This is a genomic window from Onishia taeanensis, assembly GCF_003268885.1.
GTDB classification, from domain to species: domain Bacteria; phylum Pseudomonadota; class Gammaproteobacteria; order Pseudomonadales; family Halomonadaceae; genus Onishia; species Onishia taeanensis_A.
In genome coordinates, this window is the sequence record NZ_QLSX01000004.1 from 241,707 (window position 1) to 267,222 (window position 25,516).

The following is a 25,516-nucleotide window of genomic DNA, read 5'->3' on the forward strand; positions in this document are numbered from 1 at the left end:
TTTTATTTGTCTGCGAAGTCGCTATAATGCGCTCAGATACTTCATGTCGACCCTGCAGGCGACAGCGCGTCGCCTGCAGGCTCAGGGCCTCCGAGACTGTCTCGGAGGGTTCGTCCCGCACCAAGACAAGCGAGAGACCCCATGACTACCCCGACCTACGATGTGCTGATTGTCGGAGGCGGCGTTTCCGGCACCGCCCTGCTATATGAACTGGCCCGTTACACTGACCTCAAGGCCGTCGGTCTGGTCGAGAAGTACGATCATGTGGCGATCGTCAACTCCCATGGTCGCAACAACAGCCAGACCATTCACTGTGGCGACATCGAAACCAATTACACCCTCGACAAGGCCAAAGTGACCAAGCGGACCGCCGGCATGGTGATCAATTTCGCCACCAAGCTGACCCCGGTTAAGCGCGACAAGGTCGTCTACAAGTATCCGAAGATGGTGCTGGGCGTGGGCGACCGCGAAGTCGACTTCCTGCGCAACCGCTTCACCAAGTTCTCCGAACTCTTCCCCAACATGAGGCTGCTCGAGCGCGACGACATCGCCGAGCTCGAGCCCAAGCTGGTGGAAGGCCGTCGCCCGGAAGAGCCGATCGTGGCCATGGGCTCTACCGGCGAATATACCGCGGTCAACTACACCACCCTTTCCGAAGCCTTCGTTGAAGAAGGCCAGAAGGCCGCCGACGAGAAGGGCATGGACTTCGACGTGCACCTCTCGACCGCCGTCGAGAAGGTCCATCAGGAAGGGGATCTCTTCAAGATAGAGACGCCCAACAAGGGCACCCTCACGGCCCGCTACGTGGTGGTAAGCGCCGGCGGCCACTCGCTATTGTTCGCCCATCAGATGGGCTATGGCCTGGACAAGTCCTGCCTGCCGATGGCCGGCTCCTTCTACTTCACGCCCAAGGTGCTCAACGGCAAGGTCTACACCGTCCAGAACGAGAACCTGCCCTTCGCCGCCGTGCACGGCGACCCGGATGTACTGGTCGAGAACAAGACCCGCTTCGGCCCTACCGCCCTGATGCTGCCGCTGCTCGAGCGCTACAACGGCAAGACGTTCATCGAGTTTCTGAAGGTGCTGCGCCTGGATCAGAACGTGGTCAAGGCTTTGTGGGACCTGCTCAAGGTGCGCGACATTCGCAACTACATCTTCAAGAACTTCATGTTCGAAGTGCCGGTGCTGCGCGAGCGCCTGTTCCTCAAGGACGTGAAGAAGATCGTGCCGAGCCTGACCGTCAAGGACGTCAGCTTCGCCAAGGGCTTCGGCGGCGTTCGCCCGCAGCTGATCGACAAGGAAAAGCAGAAGCTGGTCATGGGCGAGGCCAAGATCAACCCGGGTACCGGCATCGTCTTCAACATGACACCGTCTCCCGGTGGCACCAGCTGCCTTGGCAACGCGGAGAAAGACATGTTCCTGGCTCAGGAATTCCTCGGCTTCAACATCGACACCGAGGCCTTCGAACGTGACCTGCTGACCGGCGAAGTGCCGTTGACTGAGCTGGAGCGCCCCGAGGCCACGTCGCTGATGTAATCTCACTGTCCATGACACAAGGCCCAAGACATAAGGGCCGAGGATAGCAAGTCCAGAACGCAAAACGCCCCGGTCATATGCCGGGGCGTTTTCGTTGGTGCTTGATTGTCAGCAACAGGTCTTATTCGGGACGCCTCACCTGCCATGAGTCGTGCGGCAGAGGCGCCTACACCTAGACGTCTCGATCAGGGTAAGGGCCAGGTCAGGGACTAGCTCATGACCCCATTTGGGACTGGCCTCAGGAACTCGTGACGCCGATAGAGCACTGAGCCTCTGTGGGCGGCGAGTGTGCGGCGTGCAGGCGACCAATGAGTTGATCTTCCAGATCGAACCGTGATTCCAGGCCCCGGGCCAGGCGATCCAACCAGGCCGGTAGGCGACTCAGATAGTAGTCGCAACGGCTTGGAGTTGCATAGTCGGCATCGAAGGACAGCACCAGCTCGGTGGACATCTCCAGACGCTCGAGCAACTGGTCGGCAATGGTCAGCGCCTCGTCGTCGCTGAAGGCCTTGGCCTCCTCACGCAGTTGCGGGTAAATCTCGAAATGGCCAGCGCTGATGTAGTCCATGAGCAGCTCACTGAAGCCATCGATCTGCGCTTTTTCAACCGACTCGAGAGCATCGTCGCAGTCCTTTCTGAGAGCGACGAAGCTGTTCAGCATTACCCGACGCTCCTCGAGCCATCGATCGATCAGCCGATGAACTCCCCCCCAGCGCTCCAATGCGGTTTGGCAATCTTCCAGCATAGTGGCCTCCCAAGCCCGGGCTCTATGCCCACTGACGTAACTCCGTTGTGAGCAAGACTCCGCTTCCGTGGATGGCCTGTCAATGCAAAGATGCCGCCTCTGTTGATCCAGAACAACACTTAGTCAACGCACGAGCGTTTCAAGCAGTCACTTGACGACGACGCCCGCTCAAGGCAGCGCGCAGCATGCCCAGCGGCGCCAGTGCCAGCACCAGAAAGCCGATCAGGGTCCAACCCGGCAACGACAGGCCAAGCAGGCGTCCGCCGACTTCCGCACACTCTCCGGAGCCTACCAGCACCATGCTCAACACCTTCTGGAGCGGCAGAATCTCCAGCATGTAATCAAGCCCCGGGCCACAGCTCGGCACCTCGCTGGGCGGCAGCGACTGGAGCCATAGGTGGCGGCCGGCAAGCCCTATCCCAGCCGCCACCGTGACGAGCCCCAGTAGCCCGTAGACGACTCCTCCCCATCCACGGGGCCCATGCAGCGCGGCCAGGGCAAGCACCAGAGCAGTGGCCAGCACCGCGACACGCTGGAAGATGCACAGCGGACAGGGCTCAAGCCCCATGGCGTGCTCAAGGAACAGCGCAACGCCCATCATCAGCACACAGAAACCCAGTCCTGCCAACGCAAAGCGTCGCGGCGTCCACACCTCGAGAGATCGCATCATGCGGAAAACATCCTTAAAGAGAATCAGAGACTAAGGACCTCGCCCGCTCTACATGGCGAGATGGCGAGATGGCGAGGCCCGGCCAGGGTTCAGGCCTCGCCGATGGGACGAGGTTCCCGCGCCCGGGCGAAATAGTGAGCCAGAAAGTCGTCGAAGTTCTCCACGTCAGCTGCCTCGATGTCGCCCTGCTGCTGCAGGGAGGTCTCGCGAAGCTCTTCAAGCAGCGCATCACGGGCGCGATCCATCGGCTCGGCGCGCCAGGCCTCAGCCTGCTCCCTGGCAAGCGCCAGGGTCGCCTCGACGAAGTCTTCGTCGTTGTCGCGCAGTCGAGCCGCCAACTGCCCGGAAGGCGTCAAGCGCGGGTCATCGAGACGCGGTTCCAGTGCGTTCAGCGCCTGGGCATGTGCTTCGCCACCTTCGATGATATCGAGCAATTCGGCCACGCCCCTGAGCTCCGAGAAGATCGTGTGGCCGCGCTCGGCAAGACGCTGAGACTGGCCGTCGATGGTCAGGCACAGCTCGGGGTCACGGCCGCGCTCGACAACGAGCCGGCGATTGTCGTCGAGCCGATCGCACTCCTCATCGGAAATCCACGGGCTTTCAGTAAGCAGGCACCACAGCAGGAAGGTATCGAGGAAGCGCATCTGCGTCTCGTCCAGGCCCAGCGCCATGAAGGGGTTGAGGTCGAGACAGCGCACCTCGATGTACTCGACGCCACGCGCCTCCAGGGCCTGGGTCGGGGTCTCGTCGTGGCGCGCCACCCGCTTAGGGCGAATGTCGCTGTAGTACTCATTTTCGATCTGCAGGATATTGGCATTCAGCTGCCGCCATTCCCCGTCTTCCTTGACGCCCTTCTCCTGATAGGCCGGCCAGGGGGTCGAGATGGCATGGCGAAGCGTGCCGACATAGTTCGACAGCGAGTTGAAGCAGATTTTGAGCTGCTCCTGCACCTTATTCTGGTAACCCAGATCGGACATGCGAAGCGTCGTGGCATAGTCGGACAACAGCGTATGGCGGCCATGACGGTGGAGCTTGTCGGAGGCAAGCCGGCCCTCGAGGAAGCTCTCATCGATGGCAGGCGACGCACCGAACAGATACATCAAGAGCCAGCTATTGCGACGGAAATGCCGGATCAGCCCGAAATAACGCAGCGACCGATAATCACCCTCGGTGTCACGACCCGCCTGGCGGTCGAGTTCCTTGAGCAGCGGCCAGAGGTTGTCCGGCACCGAGACGTTATAGTGCAGTCCGGCGATGGCCTGCATGATGCGCCCATAGCGCACATCCAAGCCCTTGCGATAGACATGCTTCATGGTGCCGACGTTGGAGTCACCATAGTCAGCGATTGGCACACTATCGTTGCCATTGAGCCGTGAGGGCATACTGGCTGGCCAGATTAGCTCTTCGCCCAGATAGCGATAGCTATAGCGATGCAAGTCACCAAGAAACGCCAGTGCATCCGCCGGCCGACAATGCACCGGTGTGATGTACTCGAGCAGCGCCTCGGAGTAATCGGTGGTGATGTACGGATGCGTCAGCTTCGACCCCAGGCGACGGGGATGTGGCGTCGCGGCAATCATGCCGTGGGCATCGGCGCGCAGGCCCTCTTTCTCGATACCACGACGCAGTCGGCCGATCAGCCCTTTGCGGGCAGGCCCCTTGAGACGGGAGAGGACGGTGGCGAGTTGCTCGGACAAGGTGAACACCCCATGTCATGGAAGGGCGGGGCCAGGCCCCTCTCTTCGCTCTTGAAAACGGGGCGAGCGCCATAGTCGTGACGCTCGCACGAAACGGGTTCCCACAATCGGGATCTCAAACAAATAATTATGCGGCCTCGACGGCGGCTTTCAAGGCGCCGTCAGCAGGCCATCACTTGGTCTTGTGCTTGGCCTGCAGCAGGGCCGCACCCAGCGCGCCCACCGACTGGTCGCTCCGCGGGGCTTCACCGCCCTGGCGGCGCGGCTTACGGTCACGAGCGCTGCCGCGCCGCGACTCTCCGCCACGTCCTCCGCTGCTTTCGGCTTCGGGCGCTTCGGGCTCGTCGTCCAGCCGCATCGACAGGCCGATGCGCTTGCGCGGAATATCCACTGCCATCACCTTGACCCGCACGATGTCGCCGGCCTTGACCACGCTGCGCGGGTCCTCGACGAAGCTGTGCGACAGCGCCGAGATATGCACCAGGCCATCCTGGTGGACACCGATGTCGACGAAGGCGCCGAAGTGAGTGACGTTGGTCACACTGCCCTCGAGCAACATGCCGGGCTCGAGATCCTTCAGGGTCTCGACGCCCTCCCGGAACTCAGCGGCCTTGAACTCCGGACGTGGATCGCGGCCCGGCTTGTCGAGTTCCTTCAGGATATCGCTGATGGTGGGCACACCGAAGCGCTCATCGGCATGGTCGGCGGGCTTGATCGCCTTGAGAGTGGCGCTGTCGCCGATCAGGCTCGCCACCTCGCGGCGACCGGCCTTGGCGATGCGCTCGACCAGCGGATAGGCCTCCGGGTGCACGGCGCTGGCATCCAGCGGATTGTTGCCGTTCATGATGCGCAGGAAGCCGGCACACTGCTCGAAGGTCTTCGGCCCCAGGCGACTGACCTCGAGCAGCGCCTGGCGGCTCGAAAAGGCACCTTCGGCGTTGCGGCGGGCGACGATGTTCTCGGCAAGCCCCGGGTTGAGCCCCGAGACCCGGGAAAGCAGCGCGCTGGAGGCCATGTTGAGATCCACGCCCACGGCGTTGACACAGTCCTCGATCACCGCCTCGAGGCTTCTGGACAGCTGCACCTGGGAGACGTCGTGCTGATACTGGCCGACGCCGATCGACTTGGGCTCGATCTTGACCAGTTCCGCCAGCGGGTCCTGCAGCCGACGGGCGATCGAGACGGCACCGCGGATGGTGACGTCAAGATCGGGGAACTCCCGCGACGCATACTCGGAGGCGGAATAGACCGAGGCGCCGGCCTCGCTGACCATCACCTTGCTGATCTTGCGACCACCCTGGCCGCCCAGACGACTTATCAGCTCACCGGCCAGCTTGTCGCTTTCGCGGCTGGCCGTGCCGTTGCCTACCGCGATCAGCGCCACACCGTGTTTCTCGACCAGCTTGCCAAGCACCGCAAGCGCCTCATCCCAGCGGTTCTGGGGCGCGTGGGGGTAGATGGTGGCATGCTCGAGGAACTGGCCGGTGGCGTCAACCACCGCGACCTTGCAGCCCGTCCGCAGCCCAGGGTCGAGGGCCAGCGTGGCCTTCGGGCCCGCGGGTGCCGCCAGCAGCAGATCCTTCAGGTTAGCGGCGAAGACATTGATGGCCTCGAGCTCGGCGCGCTCGCGCAGCCGGCCCATCAGCTCGGTCTCAAGATGGGTGTAGAGCTTGACCCGCCAGGTCCAGCGCACCACCTCGCGCAGCCAGCGATCGGCTGGGCGGCCATGGTCCTGAATACCGGCCTGGCGGGCAATAGCCACTTCGGCCGGGTGTACCGGCGCTTCGTCCTCGCCGGGTAGCTTGAGGGCCAGCGCCAGCACCCCCTCGTTGCGGCCACGGAACATCGCCAGGGCACGGTGCGATGGCACCTTGGCCAGCCGCTCGTCATGCTCGAAGTAGTCGGAGAACTTGGCGCCCTCCTCGGCCTTGCCCTCGATCAGGCGGGCGCTGAGCTCGCCCTCCTCCCAGAATCGCTCGCGCAGCCGCCCGACCAGCTCGGCATCCTCGGCGAAGCGCTCCATGAGAATCTGCTTGGCACCGTCGAGAGCCGCCTTGGCGTCCTCGATGGCCGGGGTATCGCCCTCAGCGGCGCGCAGGTAGCCCTGAGCTTCCTGCTGGGGATCAAGAGAAGGATCGGCAAGCAGCGCATCCGCCAGCGGCTCCAGGCCAGCCTCACGGGCGATCTGTGCCTTGGTGCGGCGCTTCTTGCGATAGGGCAGGTAAAGATCTTCGAGTCGCTGCTTGGTGTCGGCATCGCGAATCTGCTTGGCGAGCGTGGGGTCGAGCTTGCCCTGCTCGTCGATGGCGGCAAGCACCGCCTCGCGGCGCTCTTCGAGCTCGCGACAGTAACGCAGACGCTCATCGAGCTGGCGCAGTTGGGTGTCGTCCAGCCCGCCGGTGACTTCCTTGCGGTAGCGGGAGATGAAGGGCACGCTGGCCCCGCCGTCGAGCAGCTCCACCGTGGCCGCCACCTGCTGGGGGCGAACGGCGAGTTCTTCGGCGAGGCGAGCATTGATCTTGGCTTGTGCGTCCATGGAGTCCTTGACGTTCGACCGACGAAAGATCGCGACAAGGTACCATAAACGCTTGGACATCGCTGGTATCCCAGCAGCGCCCCAAGTCGCCCGTCTCCGTGTGGCACCTGTCGGCGCAAGCTGTCCTCAAGGCGGCTCGGCGCCGGCCGATAAGAAGACCATGTGGACCTGACTTTCCACATGCCCCTTCCTCTGTCGGCTCAGGATACAAAAGCCCATGTTAGAGCAATTAAATAAGATAAGCGTTAAATACGCTATTGCCTTCATCGGCGTGGCACTGTCGTTGATCGCCGTCGTCACGGTCGACTTCCTCCTGGTCAATACCGTCAAGGAACGAATGACCGAATTCAGCAGCACCTTTAACAACGCAACATCCAATGTTCTCAATGCCGACCGCGACCTCTATCAAGCGCATGTCGCCATCCTGGAATACCTGGGCGAGGAGCCGGGCACCCCTTCAGCCAAGGCCCAGCTCGACGATTATCGCGAAAATGCCCAGCAGGCCTATGACAGGATGCAGAACTTCCAGCAACTGCTGGCCAACTACCCCAGTATCATCGCCAAGCTGAATGGATTCGAGCAGCTCTATACCGACTGGCGCAGTCAGAGTGACCAGGTCATTTCCCTGCACGACAACGGCCGACGGGATGATGCAGAGACCCACTTCGAAGGTCCCATGAGTCAGGCCTTTGGCGCCCTACGCAACGTCTATGATATCGGGGGCGAGGCAGTCGCCGACAAGACCCAAGCGCTTGAAGCGGCCACCCTCGAGAAGGTCCAAGCTCAGCAATATGCGGTCACTCTATTTACATTGGTGGTGGCCATCGTCGCCATCGCCATCGCCCTGGGGGGACCACTGATGATGTCCAGGGCGATCCGCCAGATCACACATCGCATCAAAGAGATTGCCGAAGGCGATGGCGACCTGACCGCGCGCATCCAGTCAAAGCGCAGAGACGAAATTGGCGAACTCGCCTCTCAATTCAATGTCTTCGTTACGCGCATCGACCGGACCCTACAAGCTGTTCGCGCCAGCACCCATAGCGTACAACATGCCTCCGATGAGATCGCCAAGGGCAGCCAGGATCTGGCCTCGCGCAGCCAGCAAGCGGCCTCCAATCTGCAGGAGACATCGGCCTCCATGGAGGAGATCACATCCACAGTAAGCAACACCGCCGACGCAGCACAGCAGGCCAATCAGCTGGTACAGTCGACGTCGAACGTCGCCCATGAGGGTCAGCTGGCGATGAGCCAAGTCGAGCAGACCATGGACGACATCAGCGCCTCATCGGCCCAGATCAAGGACATCATTGCCCTCATCGATGGGATAGCTTTCCAGACCAACATCCTGGCACTCAATGCCTCAGTCGAAGCGGCGCGCGCCGGCGAGCACGGTCGTGGCTTCGCCGTTGTGGCCCAGGAAGTACGCACGCTGGCCGGTCGTTCCAGCGATGCGTCTCAGAGCATCCGCGATCTGATCGACACGTCGGTCACACGCACTCAGTTCGGTGCCGACTTGGTAAAAAGAACGGGCAAGACCATGGAGGAGATCGTCAAGAGCATCAGCCGCGTCACCGACGTTATCGGCGACATCAGCGCCGGCGCGAAGGAACAGAGTCTAGGCATTGGCCAAGTCAACACGGCAGTGAGCGAACTCGACGCCATGACCCAGCAGAACGCGTCCATGGTTGAACAGACCAATGCCGCCGCGTCCGGAATGCAAGAGCAAGCGGAGCGTCTCAACGAGCTGCTCGCCTCGTTCCGGTTGGGCAATGATCTGAGCGAAAGCTTGCCTTCCCCCTCAGCCACCGGCGCCGGCGCCGGCACAACACACTCTTCCGCCCAGACTTCCCACGCCCAGACTTCCCACGCCCAAGCCGCCCCCGCCCGGACAACCCGAACGTCATCACCCACGCCGTCCAGAGCACCGGCCGAGGAATGGGAGGAGTTCTAGACACACGCGTAACCTGAAGAAAGACGGCCAGAGCAATTGCTCGGGCCGTCTTGTTTCTTGTCCATGCTGCACGCTAACCGGATCAGGCAGCCACGAAGGTCAGCGCCAGGCCATTGTTACACCAGCGCAGGCCGGTGGGCTCTGGCCCGTCCTCAAATACGTGCCCCTGGTGCCCACCGCAGCGCGCGCAATGATACTCGGTGCGCGGCCAGATCGACGAGTAGTCGACCTCGGTCAACAGGTGGCCTTCCACGTGGGTGAAGAAGCTCGGCCAGCCGGTGCCGGAGTCGTACTTCATGTCACTCTTGAAGAGCAGCAACTCGCAGCCCGCACAGCGGAACTCCCCTTTTCGGGTTTCCTTGTCCAAGGGGCTCGAATGCGCAGGCTCGGTACCCGCCTCGCGCAGCACGTTGAACTGCGCTTCGCTAAGCCGCTCACGCCACTGCGCCTCGCTGAGTTCAAGCACCTCGATTCCCGCGGCGCGCTCCAGGTCCAGTTTGGGCCGGGCACTGGCCAGTGCGGGAAACAGGCTTGCTATGCCGCCGGCGCCAAGCAGACCGATAAAGTGTCGACGTTGCATTACTACCTCCACTGATGGCACCGGTTCATCCAACATGGCGACGGTTCGCCAGGAAGCCCCGGTACTTAAGGCCTGGATATAAGCAAGCACTTGAATACAGGTATCCGAATACAGCTGCCTGAAAGGCGACGCCCACAAAAAAGGGAAGCCGCAGCCTCCCTTCTCTGACTCTTGATCGGCGCCGGGGTTCGCCCCGGTGCGCTAACGTTTACGCCTAAAGGCGCTTACGTCAGTTGCGGACCGGCCTGCACGATCGCCTCGTCGACGCCGGCAAACTTCTTGAAGTTGTCGACGAACTTGGCCACCAGGTCCTTCATGTGGCGATCATAGGCGGCGCGATCTTCCCAGGTCTCGCGCGGATCGAGCAGGCTCGAGTCGACGCCCGGCACGGCCATCGGCACCTCGAGGTTCAGGCCCTCGACGGTGCGGGTCTCGACGTCGCGCAGCACGCCGGACTGAATGGCGCTAATGATGCCGCGGGTGGTGGGGATCGCGAAGCGCGAGCCGCCTTCGCCATAAGCACCGCCAGTCCAGCCGGTGTTGACCAGGTAGACGCGCGCATCATTCTCTTCGACGCGCTTGATCAGCAGGTCGGCGTACTCGCGGGCCGGGCGCGGGAAGAAAGGCGCACCGAAGCAGGTTGAGAATGTCGCTTCCAGGCCTGCCGAAGAGCCCATCTCGGTGGAGCCGACCTTGGCGGTGTAGCCGGACAGGAAATGATAGGCCGCGGCTTCCTTGGACAGCACCGATACCGGCGGCAGTACGCCAGACATATCGCAGGTCAGGAAGATGATGGCGTTGGGTTCGCCGGCCCGATTCTCCGGCACGCGCTTCTCGATGTGCTCGAGCGGATAGGCGGCACGCGAGTTCTGGGTCAGGCTGTCATCGGCATAGTCCGGGCTGCGACGGTCATCGAGCACCACATTCTCGAGCACCGCGCCGAACTGGATGGCCTGCCAGATCACCGGCTCGTTCTTCTCGGACAGGTCGATGCACTTGGCGTAGCAGCCGCCCTCGATGTTGAACACCGTGCCCTTGCCCCAGCCATGCTCATCGTCGCCGATCAGGTAGCGTGCCGGGTCGGCTGACAGCGTGGTCTTGCCGGTGCCGGACAGGCCAAAGAACAGGGTGGTCTCGCCGTCTTCACCGACGTTGGCGCTACAGTGCATCGGCAACACGTCATGAGCCGGCAGCAGGAAATTCTGCACCGAGAACATGGCTTTCTTCATTTCGCCGGCGTAGTGCATGCCGGCGATCAGCACCCGACGACCGGCGAAATCCAGGATCACCGCCGCTTCGGAGTTGGTGCCGTCGCGGGCCGGGTCGCAGGCAAAATGAGCGGCATTGAGGATGGTCCACTCGTCCTTGGTGGCCGGATTATAGCCCTCTGGACGCACGAACATGGTGCGACCGAAGAGGTTCTGCCAGGCCGTCTCGGTGGTCATGCGCACCGGCAGGTAGTACTGCGGATCGGTCCCCACGTGCAGCTCAGAGAAGAAGCTGTCGCGCTCGCCCAGGTAAGTCTCGACCCGCTGCCACAGCGCCTCGAAGGCGGCCGCATCGAAGGGACGGTTGACGCTGCCCCAGTCGATCTGGCGGCTGGTCGACGGCTCCTCAACGATAAAGCGATCCGCCGGTGAGCGCCCCGTGCGCGCCCCGGTGTTCACTACCAGGGCGCCGTTGTCGGCCAGTCGCCCTTCGCCGCGAAGCAGGGCATGCTCGACCAGCTCAGCGCTGCTCAAGTTGGTGAATTGCTGGTGGCTGGCGGTCGCGTCGACGCGTGGGACGGCTTGGTTCGTGGTCATTTAGGTGTCCTGGGCCCGAAGGCACTTCTCTCTCGATGGCCGGCGCGTCATGACGCGCCCTCTGTGTTCGCGCCGGCGCCGGTGACAGGTGGGCCTGTTCTTTTGGGGAAACGGCGCCGGGCGGCTCGAATGGTCGAGCATTATGGCAAAAAGGGACGCGTGGGAAAACGCCCCGTTTCGCTATCGTTCGTGTAGTTTTTCTACTACATAGAAGCACTTATCCGACGATGGCGCGCATCGCTCAGTGCAGGGTCGGCGAAGGCGCGTCAGGCGACTCGATCAGCGCTTCGATTTCCGCAGCACCAAAATGATAGCGGGTATGGCAGAAGTGGCACTGGGTGTCGACGGCCTGCTGCTCCTCGAGGATGCTGCGCAGCTCCGCCTCACCCAGATTGTGGAGTGCCCGGGCGATGCGTTCCCGCGAGCAGCTGCAGGCGAAATACAAGGGTTTGGGATCGAAAACCCGCACGGTTTCCTCATGGTAGAGCCGATGCAGAAGCTCACGCTGCTCGAGGCCGAGCAGTTCTTCATCCTTGAGGGTGCTGGCCAGATGCACGGAGCGTTCCCAGGCGTCCTGGTCCTGGTTCTGGCTCTCGTCGGGCAGGCGTTGCAGCAAGAGCCCACCGGCCCGATGCTGCTCGGCATCCGCCGCCAGCCAGAGCTTGGTCGGCAACTGTTCAGAGCGGGCGAAGTAATCTTCCAGGCAGCCGGCCAGGCTGTCTTCGCTAAGCTCGACGATGCCCTGATAGCGGTTGCCCTCTTTAGGGTCGAGGGTGATCACGATGCGGCCATCGCCCAGCAGCTCGCGGAAGCCGGCGCCGTCATCGGGCAGGGACTGATCCTCGGCCAGGCGCGCGATGCCCCGCAGCTCACCACCGGGGTTGGACTCGGCCATCAGCAGGCCCAGCGGCCCGTTACCGCGCACCTCGAGGCTCAGGGTGCCGTCGAGCTTGACGGTTTCGGTGAGCAGCGCAGCGGCGCTCAGCAGTTCGCCCAGCAGCCGGGCAACCGGCGCTGGGTAGGTTTGGGTATCGAGCACCGCCGCATAGGCAGCGTCGAGGGTCATCAGCTCGCCGCGAACGTTGGTGTCGTCGAGCAGGAAGCGTTGGATCTGGTCGGTCATGTGAAGATTTCCGGTAACGTCGAATCTGGGGAATGCGGGCTCTGCAGAGCGCTGTCGGCGCCTAGTCGCCCGAGTCACGCATGAAGCGCTTGATCTCGCGCCGATCGCGCCGGCCGGGCCGCTTGAGGGGGTGCTGCATGGCCTGGTTGGCCAGCCGACGCTGCTCGGCTTCCTTAGTACGGCGCGCGACGCTCTCCTCGGTCTCGCGGTACAGGGTGCGCGCCTCCGGGGCGCCGCGTCTCTGGCCAGAGAGATCAAGCACCTCGACTTCGTAGGTGTCGAAGCCCTGCGGTACGCGAACCAGGGCGCCCACCTCCACCGTCTTGCTGGTCTTCGCGCGGCCACCGTTGTAGTGCACCTTGCCGCCCTCGACCGCCTTCTTGGCGAGCTGGCGGGTCTTGAAAAAGCGCGCCGCCCACAGCCACTTGTCGAGTCGTACGTCGCCCATGCTTACCCCTCCTCGTCTTGCTGATCGCCGGGCCGCTCGTTTGGCAGGATGCTCGCGAAGCGATCCAGGGCGATAAACTCCTCGAGATCGCGTTCCGGGCGTCGGCTGTCGGGCTGCTTGATGCCCAGCAAATGGCGGATGCCGAACTCACGAGCGCTCTCGAGCACCGCCGGATTATCATCGATAAAGAGCGTCCGGGCGGGATCGAAGGGCTCGATTTCCTGCAGGGCGAACCAGAATTCCTGCGCCTCCTTGGGAACGCCGACATCCGCCGAGGAGACAATGGCATCGAGGAAATCCTCGAGCCCCGTCAGCGGCAGCTTCAGCGCCAGGCTCTCGCGGTCGGCATTGGTCGCCAGCACCACCCGCGGATGGGCATGCTTGAGCCAGGTAAGAAAGTCCAGAGCGTCGCTACGCAGACCGATCAGGTGCTGCACCTCACGCTTCAGGGCGACAATATCGACGCCCAGTTCGCGGCTCCAGTAGGCCAGGCTGTACCAGTTGAGAGTGCCCTGCTCCGAGATGATGCGCGAGCGGATTTCCTCCTGGCTGGCGGCATCCAGGCGGTGCAACTCGACATAGCGGCGTGGCAGGTGCTCAAGCCAGAAGTGGCTGTCGAAATGCAAGTCCAGCAGGGTACCGTCCATGTCCAGCAACACGGTATCGATGGCGCGCCAGTCGATCATCGGCCAAGGGCTCCGCAGCAATGAATAGAGTGCTATTGTACCCCTTCATGCCATCGCTGCCCACGGAGCCCCCATGCCACAAGACGCCGACTGGCCACAGAAACCCCGCACCCTGGCACGCCGCGAGGTGGCCAGGAGCCGACTGTTCGCCATCGAGGAAATGGAGCTGCGGTTTGCCAACGGCGCCGAGCGCACCTTCGAGCGCCTGATGCCACGCGGCAACGGCGTGGGCGCGGTGATGATCGTGGCCATGCCCGACCCCGAGCATGTGCTGCTGATTCGCGAGTATGCCGCCGGATTCGACGACTACGTGCTGACGCTGCCCAAGGGGGTGGTCGACCCCGGCGAGGATATCGTCGGTGCGGCCAATCGCGAGCTGATGGAGGAATGCGGCTTCGGCGCCCATCGCCTGGAACCGCTGGTGGAGCTGTCGCTGGCGCCCAACTACATGCATCACCGCATGCAGGTGATGCTGGCAAGTGACCTTTACCCCCAGCGCCTGCCCGGCGACGAGCCGGAGCCGCTGATCGTCGAGACTCACGCCATCGAATCACTACCGAGCCTGCTCGCCCGTGAAGACTTCCACGAGGCCCGCGCCATCGCCGCGCTCTACATCGCCAGAGACCGGCTGCGCGAGGCCAGCCCGTCGATGGATCTCTGGTAGCCCTGGCTTCACAGGGCGGCGACGGCTGCCCGCAGACTAGCGCTGGCGCATGCCATTACCCTCGCGCAACTTGACCCAGCGCTGCTGGCGATAGCTGTCGAGGCCCGCCTCCAGCAGCGTCATCACCTTGATCGCCGAACCGGCATCGACAGGATTCGCCGCCTGACCCGCCAGCGCATCGGCAATGCCCTGATAGTAGGCCAGGTAGTCACCGGGCAGCGTCGGATGCTCCCGGGAAACCAGTTCCTGCGATGCTTCGTCCCAGGTCCGCAAGGTGCCGCGGTTCGTATCGACACCCCACTCTGGCCCCGGCGTATCGCCGGCCTTGAGGCGATCTTCCTGGGGGTCGAGGCCATACTTCACATAGCTGCCCTTCGTGCCGTGGGCGGCGAAGCGTGGCGTCGGCTCGGCGATCAGCGCACTGGCCTTGAGCGTCACGCGGCGCTCGTCGTAATCGAGCAGGGCCACGAAGTCATCATCGGTCTGGGCACCGTCACGACTCACCGCCAGGTCGAGCAGAATGCCCCGCGGCATGCCAAACAGCTCCAGCGCCTGGTCGAGAAGGTGCGGCCCCAGGTCATACCAGATGCCGCCGCCGGGCTGGGCCTGTTCCCGCCAGCGATCGCGCACCTCGGGGCGAAAGCGATCGAAGCGTGATTCAAGTGAGACCAGACGACCGAGCTCGCCAGCATCCAGCAGCGCCTTGAGGGTCAGATAATCGCTGTCCCAGCGGCGGTTGTGGAATACCGACAGCAGCCGATCGCTCTCTTCGGCCAACCCACGCAGCACCTTCGCCTCTGACAGGGTCACCGTGAACGGCTTGTCGACGACCACGTGCTTGCCGGCGGCGAGTGCTGCCTTGGCCAGCGGAAAGTGGCTCTGATTGGGCGTTGGAATCACCACCAGGTCGATGTCACTGCGCGAAAACAGCGCCTGAGGCTTAGCCTCCACGTCCATCTCGGGCAGCCTTGCGTGCACCTTGTCGGCGTCACTCGAGGAAATCGCCACCAGTTCCAGATTGGGCGTAGCCTGGATCAATGGCACGTGAAAGGTCTGGCTGGCAAAGCCGAAGCCCACCACGCCGACCGTAAACTTCTGCTTCATCGAGGATCCTTGAGGTATGTCGAGAAGATAAGGGCCCTCATGGGCCTGAAGATGTCGCGACCTATAGAGCCGTCGCGCCCATGCATATCATCAAACGGTCAGAGAAACGTCATATCGACCTTGGTCGAGTCAACCATACTGAAGTGTGGCTGTTCTGTTCCACCATGGTGGTTGCCCATGATCGAGGGAGGTTGGTTTGATGTGTTACAGCGAAGAAAGTCTTGCACAGCTGATGCTGTGGTATGAACTGGAATGTGAACTGTATGCGCCACTCAATGAGGAAGAGAAGATTCTCGAGGCGGCGTAGGCGCCCCCTGGCGGCGGAAAGCCAGGAACTGCCGGATTTCATTGGGGCCCGCGCCGAAAGGCGCGGGCCTTATCACTGATGTCAAGCGCATTGATGGTTCGCGAGCGCCTCAGTCCAGCTTGTCGAGATCGCGCACCGCGCCCTTGTCGGCGGAGGTTGCCAGCAGCGCATAGGCCTTCAGTGCCGCCGACACCTTGCGAACGCGCTCGATGGCAGGCTTCCAGGCCTGTTTGCCGCGCGCCTCCATCGCCTCGCGACGCGACGCCAGGGTGGCGTCATCCAGCAGCACGTCGATGCGGCGATTGGGGATGTCGATGCGAATGCGATCGCCCTGCTCGACCAGGCCAATGGCACCGCCAGCGGCCGCCTCCGGCGAGACGTGGCCGATGGAGAGTCCCGACGTACCCCCAGAGAAGCGCCCGTCGGTCAGCAGCGCGCAGGCCTTGCCCAGCCCCTTGGACTTCAGATACGAGGTCGGATAGAGCATCTCCTGCATGCCCGGGCCGCCCTTCGGGCCCTCGTAGCGGATCACCACCACATCGCCCTCGCTGACCTTGTCGGCAAGGATATGCTCGACCGCCTGATCCTGTGACTCGACCACATGGGCGCGGCCCTCGAAGACCAGAATGGCGTCATCGACGCCGGCGGTCTTCACCACGCAGCCATCGACGGCGATGTTGCCCTTGAGCACCGCAAGCCCGCCCTGGGTAGAGAAGGCATGGGCCAGATCGCGAATGCAGCCGGTGGCACGATCACCGTCCAGGCTCGGCCAGCGGGCGCTCTGGGAAAACGCGGTCTGGGTGGGAATACCGCCGGGGCCGGCGCGGAAGAACTCCACCACCTCGGGGCTCGGTAAGCGCATGATGTCCCACTCATCGAGTGCCGCGGCCAGGCTATCGCCATAGACGGTCGGCACCCGGGTATCCAGCACGCCGGCCCGGTCCAGCTCGCCGAGGATCGCCATGATGCCGCCGGCCCGATGCACGTCCTCGATGTGGTACTTCTGGGTATTGGGCGCGACCTTGCACAGCTGCGGCACTTCCCGGGACAGCCGATCGATGTCGTCCATGGTGAAGTCGACCTCGGCCTCCTGCGCTGCGGCCAGCAGGTGCAGGATGGTGTTGGTGGAGCCGCCCATGGCGATATCCAGGGTCATGGCGTTCTTGAACGCCGCCTTGGCACCGATGGCGCGGGGCAGCAGATGTGCCTCGTCGCCCTCGTAGTAGCGCTTGGCCAGCTCGACGATGCGATGCCCGGCAGTCTCGAACAGCCGCCGGCGATCGGCGTGGGTGGCCAGCACCGTGCCGTTGCCGGGTAACGCCAGACCCAGAGCCTCGGTCAGGCAGTTCATCGAGTTGGCGGTGAACATGCCTGAGCAGCTGCCACAGGTCGGGCAGGCGCTGCGCTCGACTTCGTTCAGCGTCTCGTCGTCAACGCTATCGTCGGCGGCCATGACCATCGCATCGACCAGGTCCAGGCCGTGATCCAGCAGCTTGGTCTTGCCGGCTTCCATAGGCCCGCCGGAGACGAAGATCACCGGCACGTTGAGGCGCATGGCGGCCATCAGCATGCCCGGCGTGATCTTGTCGCAGTTGGAGATACACACCAGGGCATCGGCGCAGTGGGCGTTGACCATGTACTCGACGCTGTCGGCGATGATGTCGCGACTCGGCAGCGAATAGAGCATGCCGTCATGGCCCATGGCGATGCCGTCATCCACCGCGATGGTATTGAATTCCTTGGCCACGCCCCCGGCCTTCTCGATCTCGCGAGCCACCAGCTGGCCCATGTCCTTGAGATGCACATGGCCCGGCACGAACTGGGTGAAGGAATTGGCGACGGCGATGATCGGCTTGTGGAAGTCGTCGTCCTTCATTCCGGTGGCGCGCCACAGGGCCCGGGCGCCGGCCATGTTGCGACCGGCGGTGGTGGTGCGAGAGCGATATTCGGGCATGCGATCCTCTGTCTTCTTGCGCGTCTCGTGTCTCGAGACGTCGTTTTCGTCGTCCTGGCGCCACGGTCGTTGCCGGGCGCTCGGTGTCCAGTGAACCGACGATTCTTACATGAGCCCGGTTGGCATGGAAGCGCCCGCCCCTTCCCGCAGCGCTCTCCGCCACATTCTCCGCTGCACTTCTCCGTAACGCTCTCAGCAACGTTCTCAACGACGTCCTCAACGACGATCTCAACGACGCTCGCCGCGACGCCCTGGGCAACGACGGCCTTCGACCAGCGCTACAACGCCTCCAGGCGGCCATCCAGCAGTTGCAGACGGCGCTGGGCCAGGGCTTCGACGTCTTCCGGATCGTGACTGACCAGCAGCACCGCGACACCCATGGCCTGCTGGCGGCGCACCAGGCCCCAGAGCGCCTCGCGATTACCGCGATCCAGACCGCTGAAGGGCTCATCGAGCAGCAGCACGCGGGTCTCGCGCAACAGCGAGCGCAGCAGCGCCACTCGCTGCTGCTGACCGCCAGAGAGCTCGCCGGGTAACCGATCATGCAGTCCGTCCAAGCCGACCTCGGCGAGGCCATCGAGGATGCGACCACGCTGGGCCTCCGAGAGGCGAAGGTCCGAAGCTAGCCCCAGGCCGACGTTGATCCAGACCGGCAGATGTTCGAAAAGGTTGTGATCCTGAAAAACCGTGGTCATGCCCCGGGCCCAGGGCGGTTGCTCGATCAGGTTTTCGCCTATCTCCTCGTTCAGGCCCTTGGTCAGGCGCTCGCCCTGCCCCTCGCTCAACCATGAGAGCCGGCCATCGCTTGGGGTAAGAAACCCCGCCAACAGATTAAGCAGGGTGCTCTTGCCCGCCCCGGAGGGCCCGGATACGGCCAGGCACTCCCCCGGCGCCAGGCGGAAGGTGAAGGCGAAGTCCGGGGTCTCGCCCGGATCGCAGCGGGTGTAGTGAAAACTCAGGTAATCGGCGGAAAGCATCAAGGCTCCGGTCGGTCCGCGTGAGGCTTACGGGAATGAGGTCTATGCGGATAAGGAAATGGATAGCGCGGCAGGCGACGCGTCAGCCAGGACAAGAGCACGAACAGCGCCGCCACCGTTGTCAGCAGCACCAGCGCTGTGGCCGCGGCGGTCTGCCAGCGGTAGCTGCCGAGCTGCTGGTAGAGCAGCATCGGTAGCGTCGGCGCCGAGGGGCTGCCGAACAGGGCGATAACGCTGAAGTCCCCAAGCGACAGGGTCATCGCATACGCAAGGGCCAGCGCCGCCGGGCGTCGCAGCCGCGGCCACAGCAGCCAGCGAAAGCGCGCCAGGCCTTGAATATCAAGCTGGTCGGCGAGTCGCCGCTGGGCCAGCGGCAGGCCGAGCAGCGCCCCGCGCAGCACCTGCATGACAAACGGCAGTGCCATGAAGCCGTTGACCAGCATCACCAGACCATAGCCCTGCCAGCCGCCGCCGAGCCGCGGGCGCAGCAACAAGAAGAGCCCGGTACCCAGCACCAGCGCCGGCAGCACCAGGATCAACTGGCCGCTGCCCTCCATCAGCCCCGCCGCCAGGCGACGCTCGCGTGCGGCCAGCCAGCCGCGACCGGCGAGCAGAGCAAGCCCCAGCATCAGCGCCAGGCTCCCCGCCCCGGCGGCCATGACAAGACTTCGCCCCAACGCCGGCCACAGGCTCGACTGACCGGCGAGATCGGTCACCCCGCCGAGCCCCGCCAGCACCACCGCCGCCAGGGGCGGCAGCAACAGTAAGGCCAGGCCCAAGAGCCAGACGCTATCCGTGATCCGTGAGACACCCAGGGCGTCGCGGCGCTGCCAGCGCCCCTTGATCGGCATTGCGCCGTCGCCGGCCACCAGCGAGGGGGCTCCGCCACGGCTCAGCGCCAGGGCCCAGAGTCCCAGGCAGATCGTCAGCTGAGTCAGCGCCAAGAGCGCCGCCAGCGCTAGGTCGTTGTCGAACTTGAGGGCCTGATAGAGGGCGACCTCGAGCGTCGTCGAAGAAGGCCCACCGCCCAGGGTCATGACGATGGCAAAGCTGGTGAAGCACAGGGTAAAAATCAGCGCGGCGAGTCGCGGCAGCAGCCGCTTGAGCGCCGGCCATTCGAGGGTGCGCCAGATGGCCCAGCGCGACAGGCCAAGCTGCGCCGCCAGGCGCCAATGGGCAGCGGGGGCGCGTTCGAGCTCCTGCAGCAATAGCCGAGCGGCAAGCGGCAGGTTGTAGAAGACATGCGCCAGCACGATCCCGGAGAGGCCATAGAGATAGCCCGCCGGCGTCCCCGTCAGTGCCTCCCACAGCGGCGACGCCCAGCCCTGACGGCCATGCACCGCCACCAGTCCAAACAGCGCGATCAGGCTGGGGATCACCAGCGACAGCTCCATGGCCCGCAGCAACAGGCGACGCCCGACAAAACGCGGTCGCCGGGCCAGGGCCGCCGCCACTGGCACCGCCAGGGCAAGCGAGGCAAGCGTCGATAAGCTGGCCTGCCAGAGACTGAAGCGCAGCACGCCGGCCAGATACGGTTCCCGCCACAGGCTCGACGGCGAGATACCGGGCGCCTGCACCAGCAACGCCCCCAGGCTGCCAAGCCCCAGCCCGACCAGCGCCGTCAGGGCCGCGAGCCCCGCCCAAAGTGGCAGGCGGGTCAGCCGCCGGCGGCCATATGGGGTCGCCTCGCTCGCCGTTAGCGCCTCAGACGCCATGGCGCACGGCCAAGACCTGAGCATAGGTGCGCTTTACCTGCGTCATCGGGTGCTGGCATTGAGCCATTCACGGATCCATTCGCGGCGATGGGCCTGCACCTCGTCGGGGGTGAAGGTGAAGCTCTCAGGCTCGATCAGTCGATCGAAGACCGCGGGGCGCTCCTCGCCGAGCTCGATGGCCGGATACATGACGTTGCCAAGCGGTATATGGCGCTGGAAGTCCGGGGTCAGCACGAAATCGAGAAACTCTCTCGCGAGCGCCGAGTGCTCGCTGGTCTTGAGCATCGCGGCGGTTTCTACCTGCAGGTAATGCCCCTCGGCGAATTCGGCGGCCTGATAGCGATCGGTGTCCTCGACGGCCATGTGGTAGGCCGGCGAGGTGCTGTAGGAGAGCACCATCGGCGCCTCGCCGTTCATGAACAGCGAGAAGTAGGCCTGGCTCCAGCCGCCGGTGACGGTCAGCACGTGATCGTTGAGCTTTTCCCAGGCCGCAGGCGCCTCGTCGCCGTAGACCCGCTTCATCCACAAAAGGAGCCCAAGACCGGTAACGCTGGTGCGTGGGTCCTGAATGATCACCTTGAGATCGTCAGGCGCCGCCAGCAGCTCGGCGAAGCTTGTTGGTGGGTTGGGCAGGGCCTCGCTGTCATAGACGAAGGCAAAGCGCCCCCAGTCATAGGGCAGGAAGACGGGGTCGTCCCAGGCGATCGGCAGTTCCAGGCGCGACAGATCCGCCTGGTGCGGGGCCAGCAGGTCCAGGTCACGCGCCTCTGCCATCAGGTTCATGTCGAGACCCAGCACCAGATCGGCGGCACTGCCCTCGCCTTCCAGGCGCAGCCGCTGCAGAATATCGACGCCGCCGGAGAGTGCTACGAACTCGAGCCGGCAATCGCCGCAGCGCGCCTCGAAGGCTTCCTTGATACCGGGGCCCGGGCCCCATTCGGCGACAAAGGAATCGTAGGTGTAGACCGTCAGGGTGCGCGGCTCGTCGGCCATCGCCGAAGCGGCGGCCAGCCCTGCCGCAAGGCCTGCCGTGACTCCCAGTGCCGTGCGGATCGCCTTGGCGTTCATGATGGTAGTGTCCCCTCATGCGCAGGGCCCCGAGATCGGGGCCCTGCCGTGATGAAAGCGTGACCGGTGCCTCACTCAGGCACCGACAAGGACGCCGGTGTCTAGAAGACCACTTTGGCCACGTCCTTGTACTGCTTGGCGAAGTGAACCGTCATGCCCTCGCGCAGATAGTCCGGCAGCTCGTCGTAGTCACGCCGGTTGGCCTCGGGCAGGATCACCTCGAAGATGTCGCTGCGCCGTGCGGCGATGATCTTCTCGCGGATACCGCCCACCGGCAACACCTGGCCGGTCAGGGTCAGCTCACCGGTCATGGCAAGCGAGCGATCGATGGACTGATGGCGCGCCAGCGAGAGCAGCGTCGTGGCCATGGTCACCCCCGCTGAGGGGCCATCCTTGGGCGTCGCCCCTTCCGGGACATGCAGATGAATGAAGGCGTCGTTGAAGAAGTCGGCATCGGCGCCGAATTCACCCAGATGGCCCTGCACATAGCTGTAGGCGATGTTGGCGGACTCCTTCATCACATCGCCGAGCTGGCCGGTAAGCTTGAAGCCGCGATCCAAGGCATGGACCTTGCCGGCTTCCACCGGCAGGGTCGCGCCGCCCATCGAGGTCCAGGCAAGTCCGGTGACCACGCCCTCGCCCTTGAGCACCGTCTCCTTGCGAAACGGCGGCGCACCAAGGAATTCCTCGAGGTTGTTGACCGATACCTTGACCGTCTGCTGGTCGTGCTCGAGCAGCTTGACCGCCGCCTTGCGTACGATGCGGTGCAGCTGTTTCTCCAGTTGGCGCACGCCGGCCTCGCGGGCATAGCCCTCTATCACCTGGCGCAGCGCCGCATCGGTGAGGTTGATGCGCTTCTTGGGGATCCTGTCGCGTTTGAGCAGCTTCGGCCAGAGGTGGTGCTTGGCGATGGCCATCTTTTCCTCTGCGATATAGCCGGACAGGCGGATCTGCTCCATGCGGTCGAGCAGCGCCCCGGGGATCGAGTCCAGGGTGTTGGCGGTGCAGACGAACAGCACCTTCGACAGATCCAGCCGCACGTCGAGATAGTGATCAAGGAAGTCGACGTTCTGCTCCGGGTCGAGCACTTCGAGCAGCGCCGAGGCCGGGTCGCCCTGGAACGACTGACCAAGCTTGTCGATCTCGTCAAGCATGATCACCGGGTTTTCGACTTCCACTTCCTTGATGGCCTGAACCAGCTTGCCCGGCATAGCGCCCACATAGGTGCGGCGGTGGCCCTTGATTTCGGCCTCATCGCGCATGCCGCCCACCGAGAAGCGATAGAACTCGCGACCCAGCGCCTCGGCGATGGAGCGTCCCACCGAGGTCTTGCCGACCCCTGGAGGCCCCACCAGCAGCAGGATCGAGCCGCCCACGTCGCCCTTGAAGGTGCCTTCGGCGAGAAACTCGACGATGCGCTCCTTCACGTCAGCAAGGCCGTCATGGTCGCGATCCAGCACCGTGCGCGCGTGCTTCAGATCGAGCTGATCCTGACTGGTGATGCCCCAGGGCAGCGAGGTAAGCCAGTCGAGGTAGTTGCGGGTTGTGCCGTATTCCGGCGAGCCGGTCTCGAGCACCGAGAGCTTGTCGAGCTCATCGTCGATGCGGCGCATCACCCGCTCGGGCACCTCGAGCTCGGTGAGGCGCTTCTTGAAGGTATCGACGTCGTTGTCGCGGTCGTCCTTGGAAATTCCCAGCTCGCGCTGGATGACCTTCAGCTGCTCGCGCAGGAAGAATTCGCGCTGGCGATCCTGCATCTGGGCGTTGACTTGGTCGCTGATCTCGCTCTGTAGCTGAGCGACCTCGATCTCCTTGCGCAGCAGCGGCAGCACCTTCTGCATGCGCTCCATCACCGGCCAGGTCTCGAGAATGGCCTGCAGCTCAGGGCCCTTGGCGGAGGTCATGGCGGCGGCGAAATCGGTCAGCGGCCCCGGCTCATGGGGGCTGAAGCGGTTGAGATAGTGCTTGAGTTCTTCGCCGTAGAGCGGGTTGATGGGCAGCAGTTCCTTGATGCCGTTGATCATCGCCATGGCGTAGGCGCGGGTCTCGTCCTCGTCGGCGTTGACCGGCTCCTTGGGATAGCTGACCTCGACCAGGTAGGGCGGCTTTTTCGACAGCCAGCGCTGGATGCGAAAGCGCCGCATGCCCTGGGCGATAAACTGAATCTGATCATCCTCGCCCTGCACCTTGTGCATGCGCACGGCGGTGCCGGTGACCGGGAAGTGGCCGTAGTCCAGTTCGTCGATCTCGGTATCGCCCACATAGGCAAGGCCAACCGTATGATGCGGCGTATTGCCCACGCGCTTGATGGTCTCTTCCCAGCGCGGGCGATGAATCACCAGCGGCTGTACCTGAGCCGGAAAGAAGGGACGGTTGTGAATCGGCAACAGATAGATCCGCTCGGGAAGATAGTCCCGAGTCGGCACCACTGCGCCACTTTCGATGTGAGCATCTTCGTCCGGCGCCTCCTCGTCAGAGGCCCGGTCATCGCGTTCGTAAAAGACTTGCTGAAGATCGTCGTCGCGCTCGCTCATGATCCATCCTGTGATCCGGTTGGCCGAATGACCCTAGGCCATGGAATGCGGGCGGCGGTGACGAACTTCAAGTCATGCTCTGCGTCGAGAACGAACCGGGCCCAGCCAATGAGCTGGGCCCGAGTGCCTCACAGCAGCGGCGGCAGGGGGCGGCCGTTGACGGTCGGCCGTCCGTTTTCGATAAGGATATTCAGGCGTTCGGTGGTCATCGGCAGGCCCAGCTGCATCACCGCCATCGGCGGCACACCCTGCCAGTCAAACTGGCCATTGAGTCGCCGCACCCAGCGCAGGCGCTGCTTGGTCTGGCCGAGATCCTCGAGCGACAGGTTCTCGGCGCCTTCGCCATCGAAGGTCAGCTCACCACTCAGCTCGGTGTCCATGGAGAGCATGTCGCTCTGCACGGCGAGATGATCGAGCGTCAGTGTTGGCGAATCAACGAACAGCGCCAGCAGCTGGGGCTCAAGGCGTTCAAGCAGAGCGGAGAATTCGGCATCGCTGAGCTCTTCGATAGGCGTGCCGCGGGCTGTCTCATCATCGATGGCCGCTTCGAGGGTGCGGACCGCTTCAGCGTTAATATGCGACAGCGAGAAAGCAAGCTCACCGGAGAGAAGGGGTTCATCGTCGACCCGCGCTTCGCCGAGTTTTAGGGTGCCGCCCAGCTGCAACTCCTCTGCACCGAGACTCAGGTCGCCCTGATAACTCAGGTCGGCGAGTTCGACCGTGGGGTTGTAATCACGAGCCATCATCAGGCTATCCAGTGCGAAACTCGCCTGCTGATCACGTTCCTGGCCCGTTTCGTCCTGCTGGTAGCGAGAAGACAGCGTCAGGCGTCCCACCTTGAGATCCCCCTCCTCTCCACGAAGCTCCCAGGGCGAAATCTCACCGGCCAGACGCACGTCGTCGGGTTGCCCCTCGAGGGTCAGGAAGCCGCCTTCGCTGATCAGCCGGCTATCGGTGACCTGGCTATCGATAGCGGCGAGATCGAGCCGCCCGGTGAAGTTGCCGCTCAGGGTCTCGATCTCGGCATGCCAGCGCGGGGGCGCCGCTTCGAGCTTGTCGGCGAACAGCGCCTGGTCGCTCATGGCAAGCTCGAGCTCTCCCGAAAGCCGCGTGCTGGAAAGCCCGTGGCGGGCACTGTAGGGAAGACTCAGGTTCCAGCCCTCGTCGAGCTTGGGCGTGATGACGATCTCACCGCTGGAGGTAAACCAGCCCTGCTTGATGTTCTGGCGCTCGATCGTGACATCATCGCTTTCCTCGAGGGACTTCAGGCCCCGCGTCAGCTCGTCGTCGAATCGTTCGCTCGAGTAGACCTGAGCGGCGACATAGCCGCCCCCCACTAGTACAACCGCGGTCACGGCCAACAGTCCCTTGCGCATCGTGCTCACTCACTGGCAATGATCATCGCTTGGCGAT

The 25,516-nt window shown here is 63.7% G+C and carries 19 protein-coding genes; 3 read left to right on the plus strand and 16 right to left on the minus strand.

The features are described from left to right. Positions 1-141 precede the first annotated feature (141 nt). Entirely contained in the window at positions 142-1,536 is a 1,395-nt protein-coding gene (locus tag BCL93_RS07725) for an FAD-dependent oxidoreductase (RefSeq protein ID WP_112054696.1), read from the plus strand. A 238-nt stretch (positions 1,537-1,774) separates the two neighbouring features. On the opposite strand, the gene rsd is transcribed toward BCL93_RS07725, so the two are convergent. From rsd to BCL93_RS07745, 4 genes are all read right to left on the minus strand, one after another. Then, positions 1,775-2,281, minus strand: a complete 507-nt coding sequence (gene rsd / locus BCL93_RS07730; RefSeq protein WP_112054697.1) for a sigma D regulator — start codon at positions 2,279-2,281, stop codon at positions 1,775-1,777. Positions 2,282-2,420: 139 nt separating this feature from the next. Then, positions 2,421-2,951 carry a disulfide bond formation protein B gene (locus tag BCL93_RS07735; RefSeq protein WP_112054698.1) on the minus strand — a complete coding sequence of 177 codons (531 nt, stop codon included), beginning with the start codon at positions 2,949-2,951 and terminating at the stop codon, positions 2,421-2,423. Between the two features lie 89 nt (positions 2,952-3,040). Continuing rightward, complete coding sequence (gene gshA / locus BCL93_RS07740) at positions 3,041-4,648, minus strand: glutamate--cysteine ligase (protein WP_112054758.1); 1,608 nt, start codon at positions 4,646-4,648, stop codon at positions 3,041-3,043. A gap of 172 nt (positions 4,649-4,820) precedes the next feature. Continuing rightward, a complete protein-coding gene (locus BCL93_RS07745; RefSeq protein WP_112054699.1) occupies positions 4,821-7,184 on the minus strand; it encodes a Tex family protein in 2,364 nt (787 codons plus the stop codon). A gap of 217 nt (positions 7,185-7,401) precedes the next feature. Between BCL93_RS07745 and BCL93_RS07750 the strand changes: the two genes are divergently transcribed. After that, complete coding sequence (locus tag BCL93_RS07750; protein WP_112054700.1) at positions 7,402-9,138, plus strand: methyl-accepting chemotaxis protein; 1,737 nt, start codon at positions 7,402-7,404, stop codon at positions 9,136-9,138. 82 nt (positions 9,139-9,220) lie between these two features. Here the strand turns inward: BCL93_RS07750 and msrB are convergent, their stop codons facing one another. From msrB to yrfG, 5 genes are all read right to left on the minus strand, one after another. Beyond that, positions 9,221-9,718: a peptide-methionine (R)-S-oxide reductase MsrB gene (gene msrB / locus BCL93_RS07755; RefSeq protein WP_112054701.1), complete on the minus strand. Its 498-nt coding sequence runs from the start codon at positions 9,716-9,718 to the stop codon at positions 9,221-9,223. Between the two features lie 224 nt (positions 9,719-9,942). Further along, the gene (locus BCL93_RS07760; RefSeq protein ID WP_112054702.1) at positions 9,943-11,523 is read right to left on the minus strand and encodes a phosphoenolpyruvate carboxykinase; all 1,581 of its coding nucleotides are present in this window, start codon (positions 11,521-11,523) and stop codon (positions 9,943-9,945) included. Positions 11,524-11,764: 241 nt separating this feature from the next. Next, positions 11,765-12,646, minus strand: a complete 882-nt coding sequence (gene hslO / locus BCL93_RS07765; RefSeq protein ID WP_112054703.1) for an Hsp33 family molecular chaperone HslO — start codon at positions 12,644-12,646, stop codon at positions 11,765-11,767. Between the two features lie 61 nt (positions 12,647-12,707). Continuing rightward, a complete protein-coding gene (locus tag BCL93_RS07770) occupies positions 12,708-13,094 on the minus strand; it encodes an RNA-binding S4 domain-containing protein (RefSeq protein ID WP_112054704.1) in 387 nt (128 codons plus the stop codon). A gap of 2 nt (positions 13,095-13,096) precedes the next feature. Further along, a complete protein-coding gene (gene yrfG, locus BCL93_RS07775; protein WP_112054705.1) occupies positions 13,097-13,780 on the minus strand; it encodes a GMP/IMP nucleotidase in 684 nt (227 codons plus the stop codon). A gap of 73 nt (positions 13,781-13,853) precedes the next feature. On the opposite strand from yrfG, the gene nudE reads away from it, so the two are divergent. Further along, complete coding sequence (nudE, locus tag BCL93_RS07780; RefSeq protein ID WP_112054706.1) at positions 13,854-14,444, plus strand: ADP compounds hydrolase NudE; 591 nt, start codon at positions 13,854-13,856, stop codon at positions 14,442-14,444. Positions 14,445-14,480: 36 nt separating this feature from the next. Here the strand turns inward: nudE and BCL93_RS07785 are convergent, their stop codons facing one another. The 7 genes from BCL93_RS07785 to BCL93_RS07815 form a co-directional block, all read right to left on the minus strand. Then, a complete protein-coding gene (locus BCL93_RS07785; RefSeq protein WP_112054707.1) occupies positions 14,481-15,548 on the minus strand; it encodes an oxidoreductase in 1,068 nt (355 codons plus the stop codon). Positions 15,549-15,964: 416 nt separating this feature from the next. Continuing rightward, positions 15,965-17,809, minus strand: a complete 1,845-nt coding sequence (ilvD, locus tag BCL93_RS07790) for a dihydroxy-acid dehydratase (protein WP_112054708.1) — start codon at positions 17,807-17,809, stop codon at positions 15,965-15,967. Positions 17,810-18,087: 278 nt separating this feature from the next. Next, the gene (locus tag BCL93_RS07795) at positions 18,088-18,786 is read right to left on the minus strand and encodes an ATP-binding cassette domain-containing protein (RefSeq protein ID WP_112054709.1); all 699 of its coding nucleotides are present in this window, start codon (positions 18,784-18,786) and stop codon (positions 18,088-18,090) included. Then, entirely contained in the window at positions 18,786-20,501 is a 1,716-nt protein-coding gene (thiP, locus tag BCL93_RS07800; protein WP_112054710.1) for a thiamine/thiamine pyrophosphate ABC transporter permease, read from the minus strand. Before thiP ends, BCL93_RS07795 begins: the two co-directional genes overlap by 1 nt. Before the next feature lie 42 nt (positions 20,502-20,543). Continuing rightward, positions 20,544-21,569 carry a thiamine ABC transporter substrate binding subunit gene (gene thiB, locus BCL93_RS07805; protein WP_112054711.1) on the minus strand — a complete coding sequence of 342 codons (1,026 nt, stop codon included), beginning with the start codon at positions 21,567-21,569 and terminating at the stop codon, positions 20,544-20,546. Between the two features lie 101 nt (positions 21,570-21,670). Next, complete coding sequence (gene lon / locus BCL93_RS07810; RefSeq protein ID WP_112054712.1) at positions 21,671-24,103, minus strand: endopeptidase La; 2,433 nt, start codon at positions 24,101-24,103, stop codon at positions 21,671-21,673. A gap of 128 nt (positions 24,104-24,231) precedes the next feature. Then, the gene (locus BCL93_RS07815; protein ID WP_112054713.1) at positions 24,232-25,479 is read right to left on the minus strand and encodes a DUF945 family protein; all 1,248 of its coding nucleotides are present in this window, start codon (positions 25,477-25,479) and stop codon (positions 24,232-24,234) included. Between the last annotated feature and the right edge of the window lie 37 nt (positions 25,480-25,516).

Bases quoted from the DNA above. Each gene is read 5' to 3' on its own strand.
- thiB (WP_112054711.1), bottom strand. From the start codon at position 21,569: ATGAACGCCAAGGCGATCCGCACGGCACTGGGAGTCACGGCAGGCCTT.
- BCL93_RS07750 (WP_112054700.1), top strand. From the start codon at position 7,402: ATGTTAGAGCAATTAAATAAGATAAGCGTTAAATACGCTATTGCCTTC.
- rsd (WP_112054697.1), bottom strand. From the start codon at position 2,281: ATGCTGGAAGATTGCCAAACCGCATTGGAGCGCTGGGGGGGAGTTCAT.
- BCL93_RS07745 (WP_112054699.1), bottom strand. From the start codon at position 7,184: ATGGACGCACAAGCCAAGATCAATGCTCGCCTCGCCGAAGAACTCGCC.
- hslO (WP_112054703.1), bottom strand. From the start codon at position 12,646: ATGACCGACCAGATCCAACGCTTCCTGCTCGACGACACCAACGTTCGC.
- BCL93_RS07725 (WP_112054696.1), top strand. From the start codon at position 142: ATGACTACCCCGACCTACGATGTGCTGATTGTCGGAGGCGGCGTTTCC.
- thiP (WP_112054710.1), bottom strand. From the start codon at position 20,501: ATGGCGTCTGAGGCGCTAACGGCGAGCGAGGCGACCCCATATGGCCGC.
- BCL93_RS07785 (WP_112054707.1), bottom strand. From the start codon at position 15,548: ATGAAGCAGAAGTTTACGGTCGGCGTGGTGGGCTTCGGCTTTGCCAGC.
- yrfG (WP_112054705.1), bottom strand. From the start codon at position 13,780: ATGATCGACTGGCGCGCCATCGATACCGTGTTGCTGGACATGGACGGT.
- BCL93_RS07815 (WP_112054713.1), bottom strand. From the start codon at position 25,479: ATGCGCAAGGGACTGTTGGCCGTGACCGCGGTTGTACTAGTGGGGGGC.
- BCL93_RS07770 (WP_112054704.1), bottom strand. From the start codon at position 13,094: ATGGGCGACGTACGACTCGACAAGTGGCTGTGGGCGGCGCGCTTTTTC.
- BCL93_RS07735 (WP_112054698.1), bottom strand. From the start codon at position 2,951: ATGATGCGATCTCTCGAGGTGTGGACGCCGCGACGCTTTGCGTTGGCA.
- nudE (WP_112054706.1), top strand. From the start codon at position 13,854: ATGCCACAAGACGCCGACTGGCCACAGAAACCCCGCACCCTGGCACGC.
- lon (WP_112054712.1), bottom strand. From the start codon at position 24,103: ATGAGCGAGCGCGACGACGATCTTCAGCAAGTCTTTTACGAACGCGAT.
- ilvD (WP_112054708.1), bottom strand. From the start codon at position 17,809: ATGCCCGAATATCGCTCTCGCACCACCACCGCCGGTCGCAACATGGCC.
- BCL93_RS07795 (WP_112054709.1), bottom strand. From the start codon at position 18,786: ATGCTTTCCGCCGATTACCTGAGTTTTCACTACACCCGCTGCGATCCG.
- BCL93_RS07760 (WP_112054702.1), bottom strand. From the start codon at position 11,523: ATGACCACGAACCAAGCCGTCCCACGCGTCGACGCGACCGCCAGCCAC.
- msrB (WP_112054701.1), bottom strand. From the start codon at position 9,718: ATGCAACGTCGACACTTTATCGGTCTGCTTGGCGCCGGCGGCATAGCA.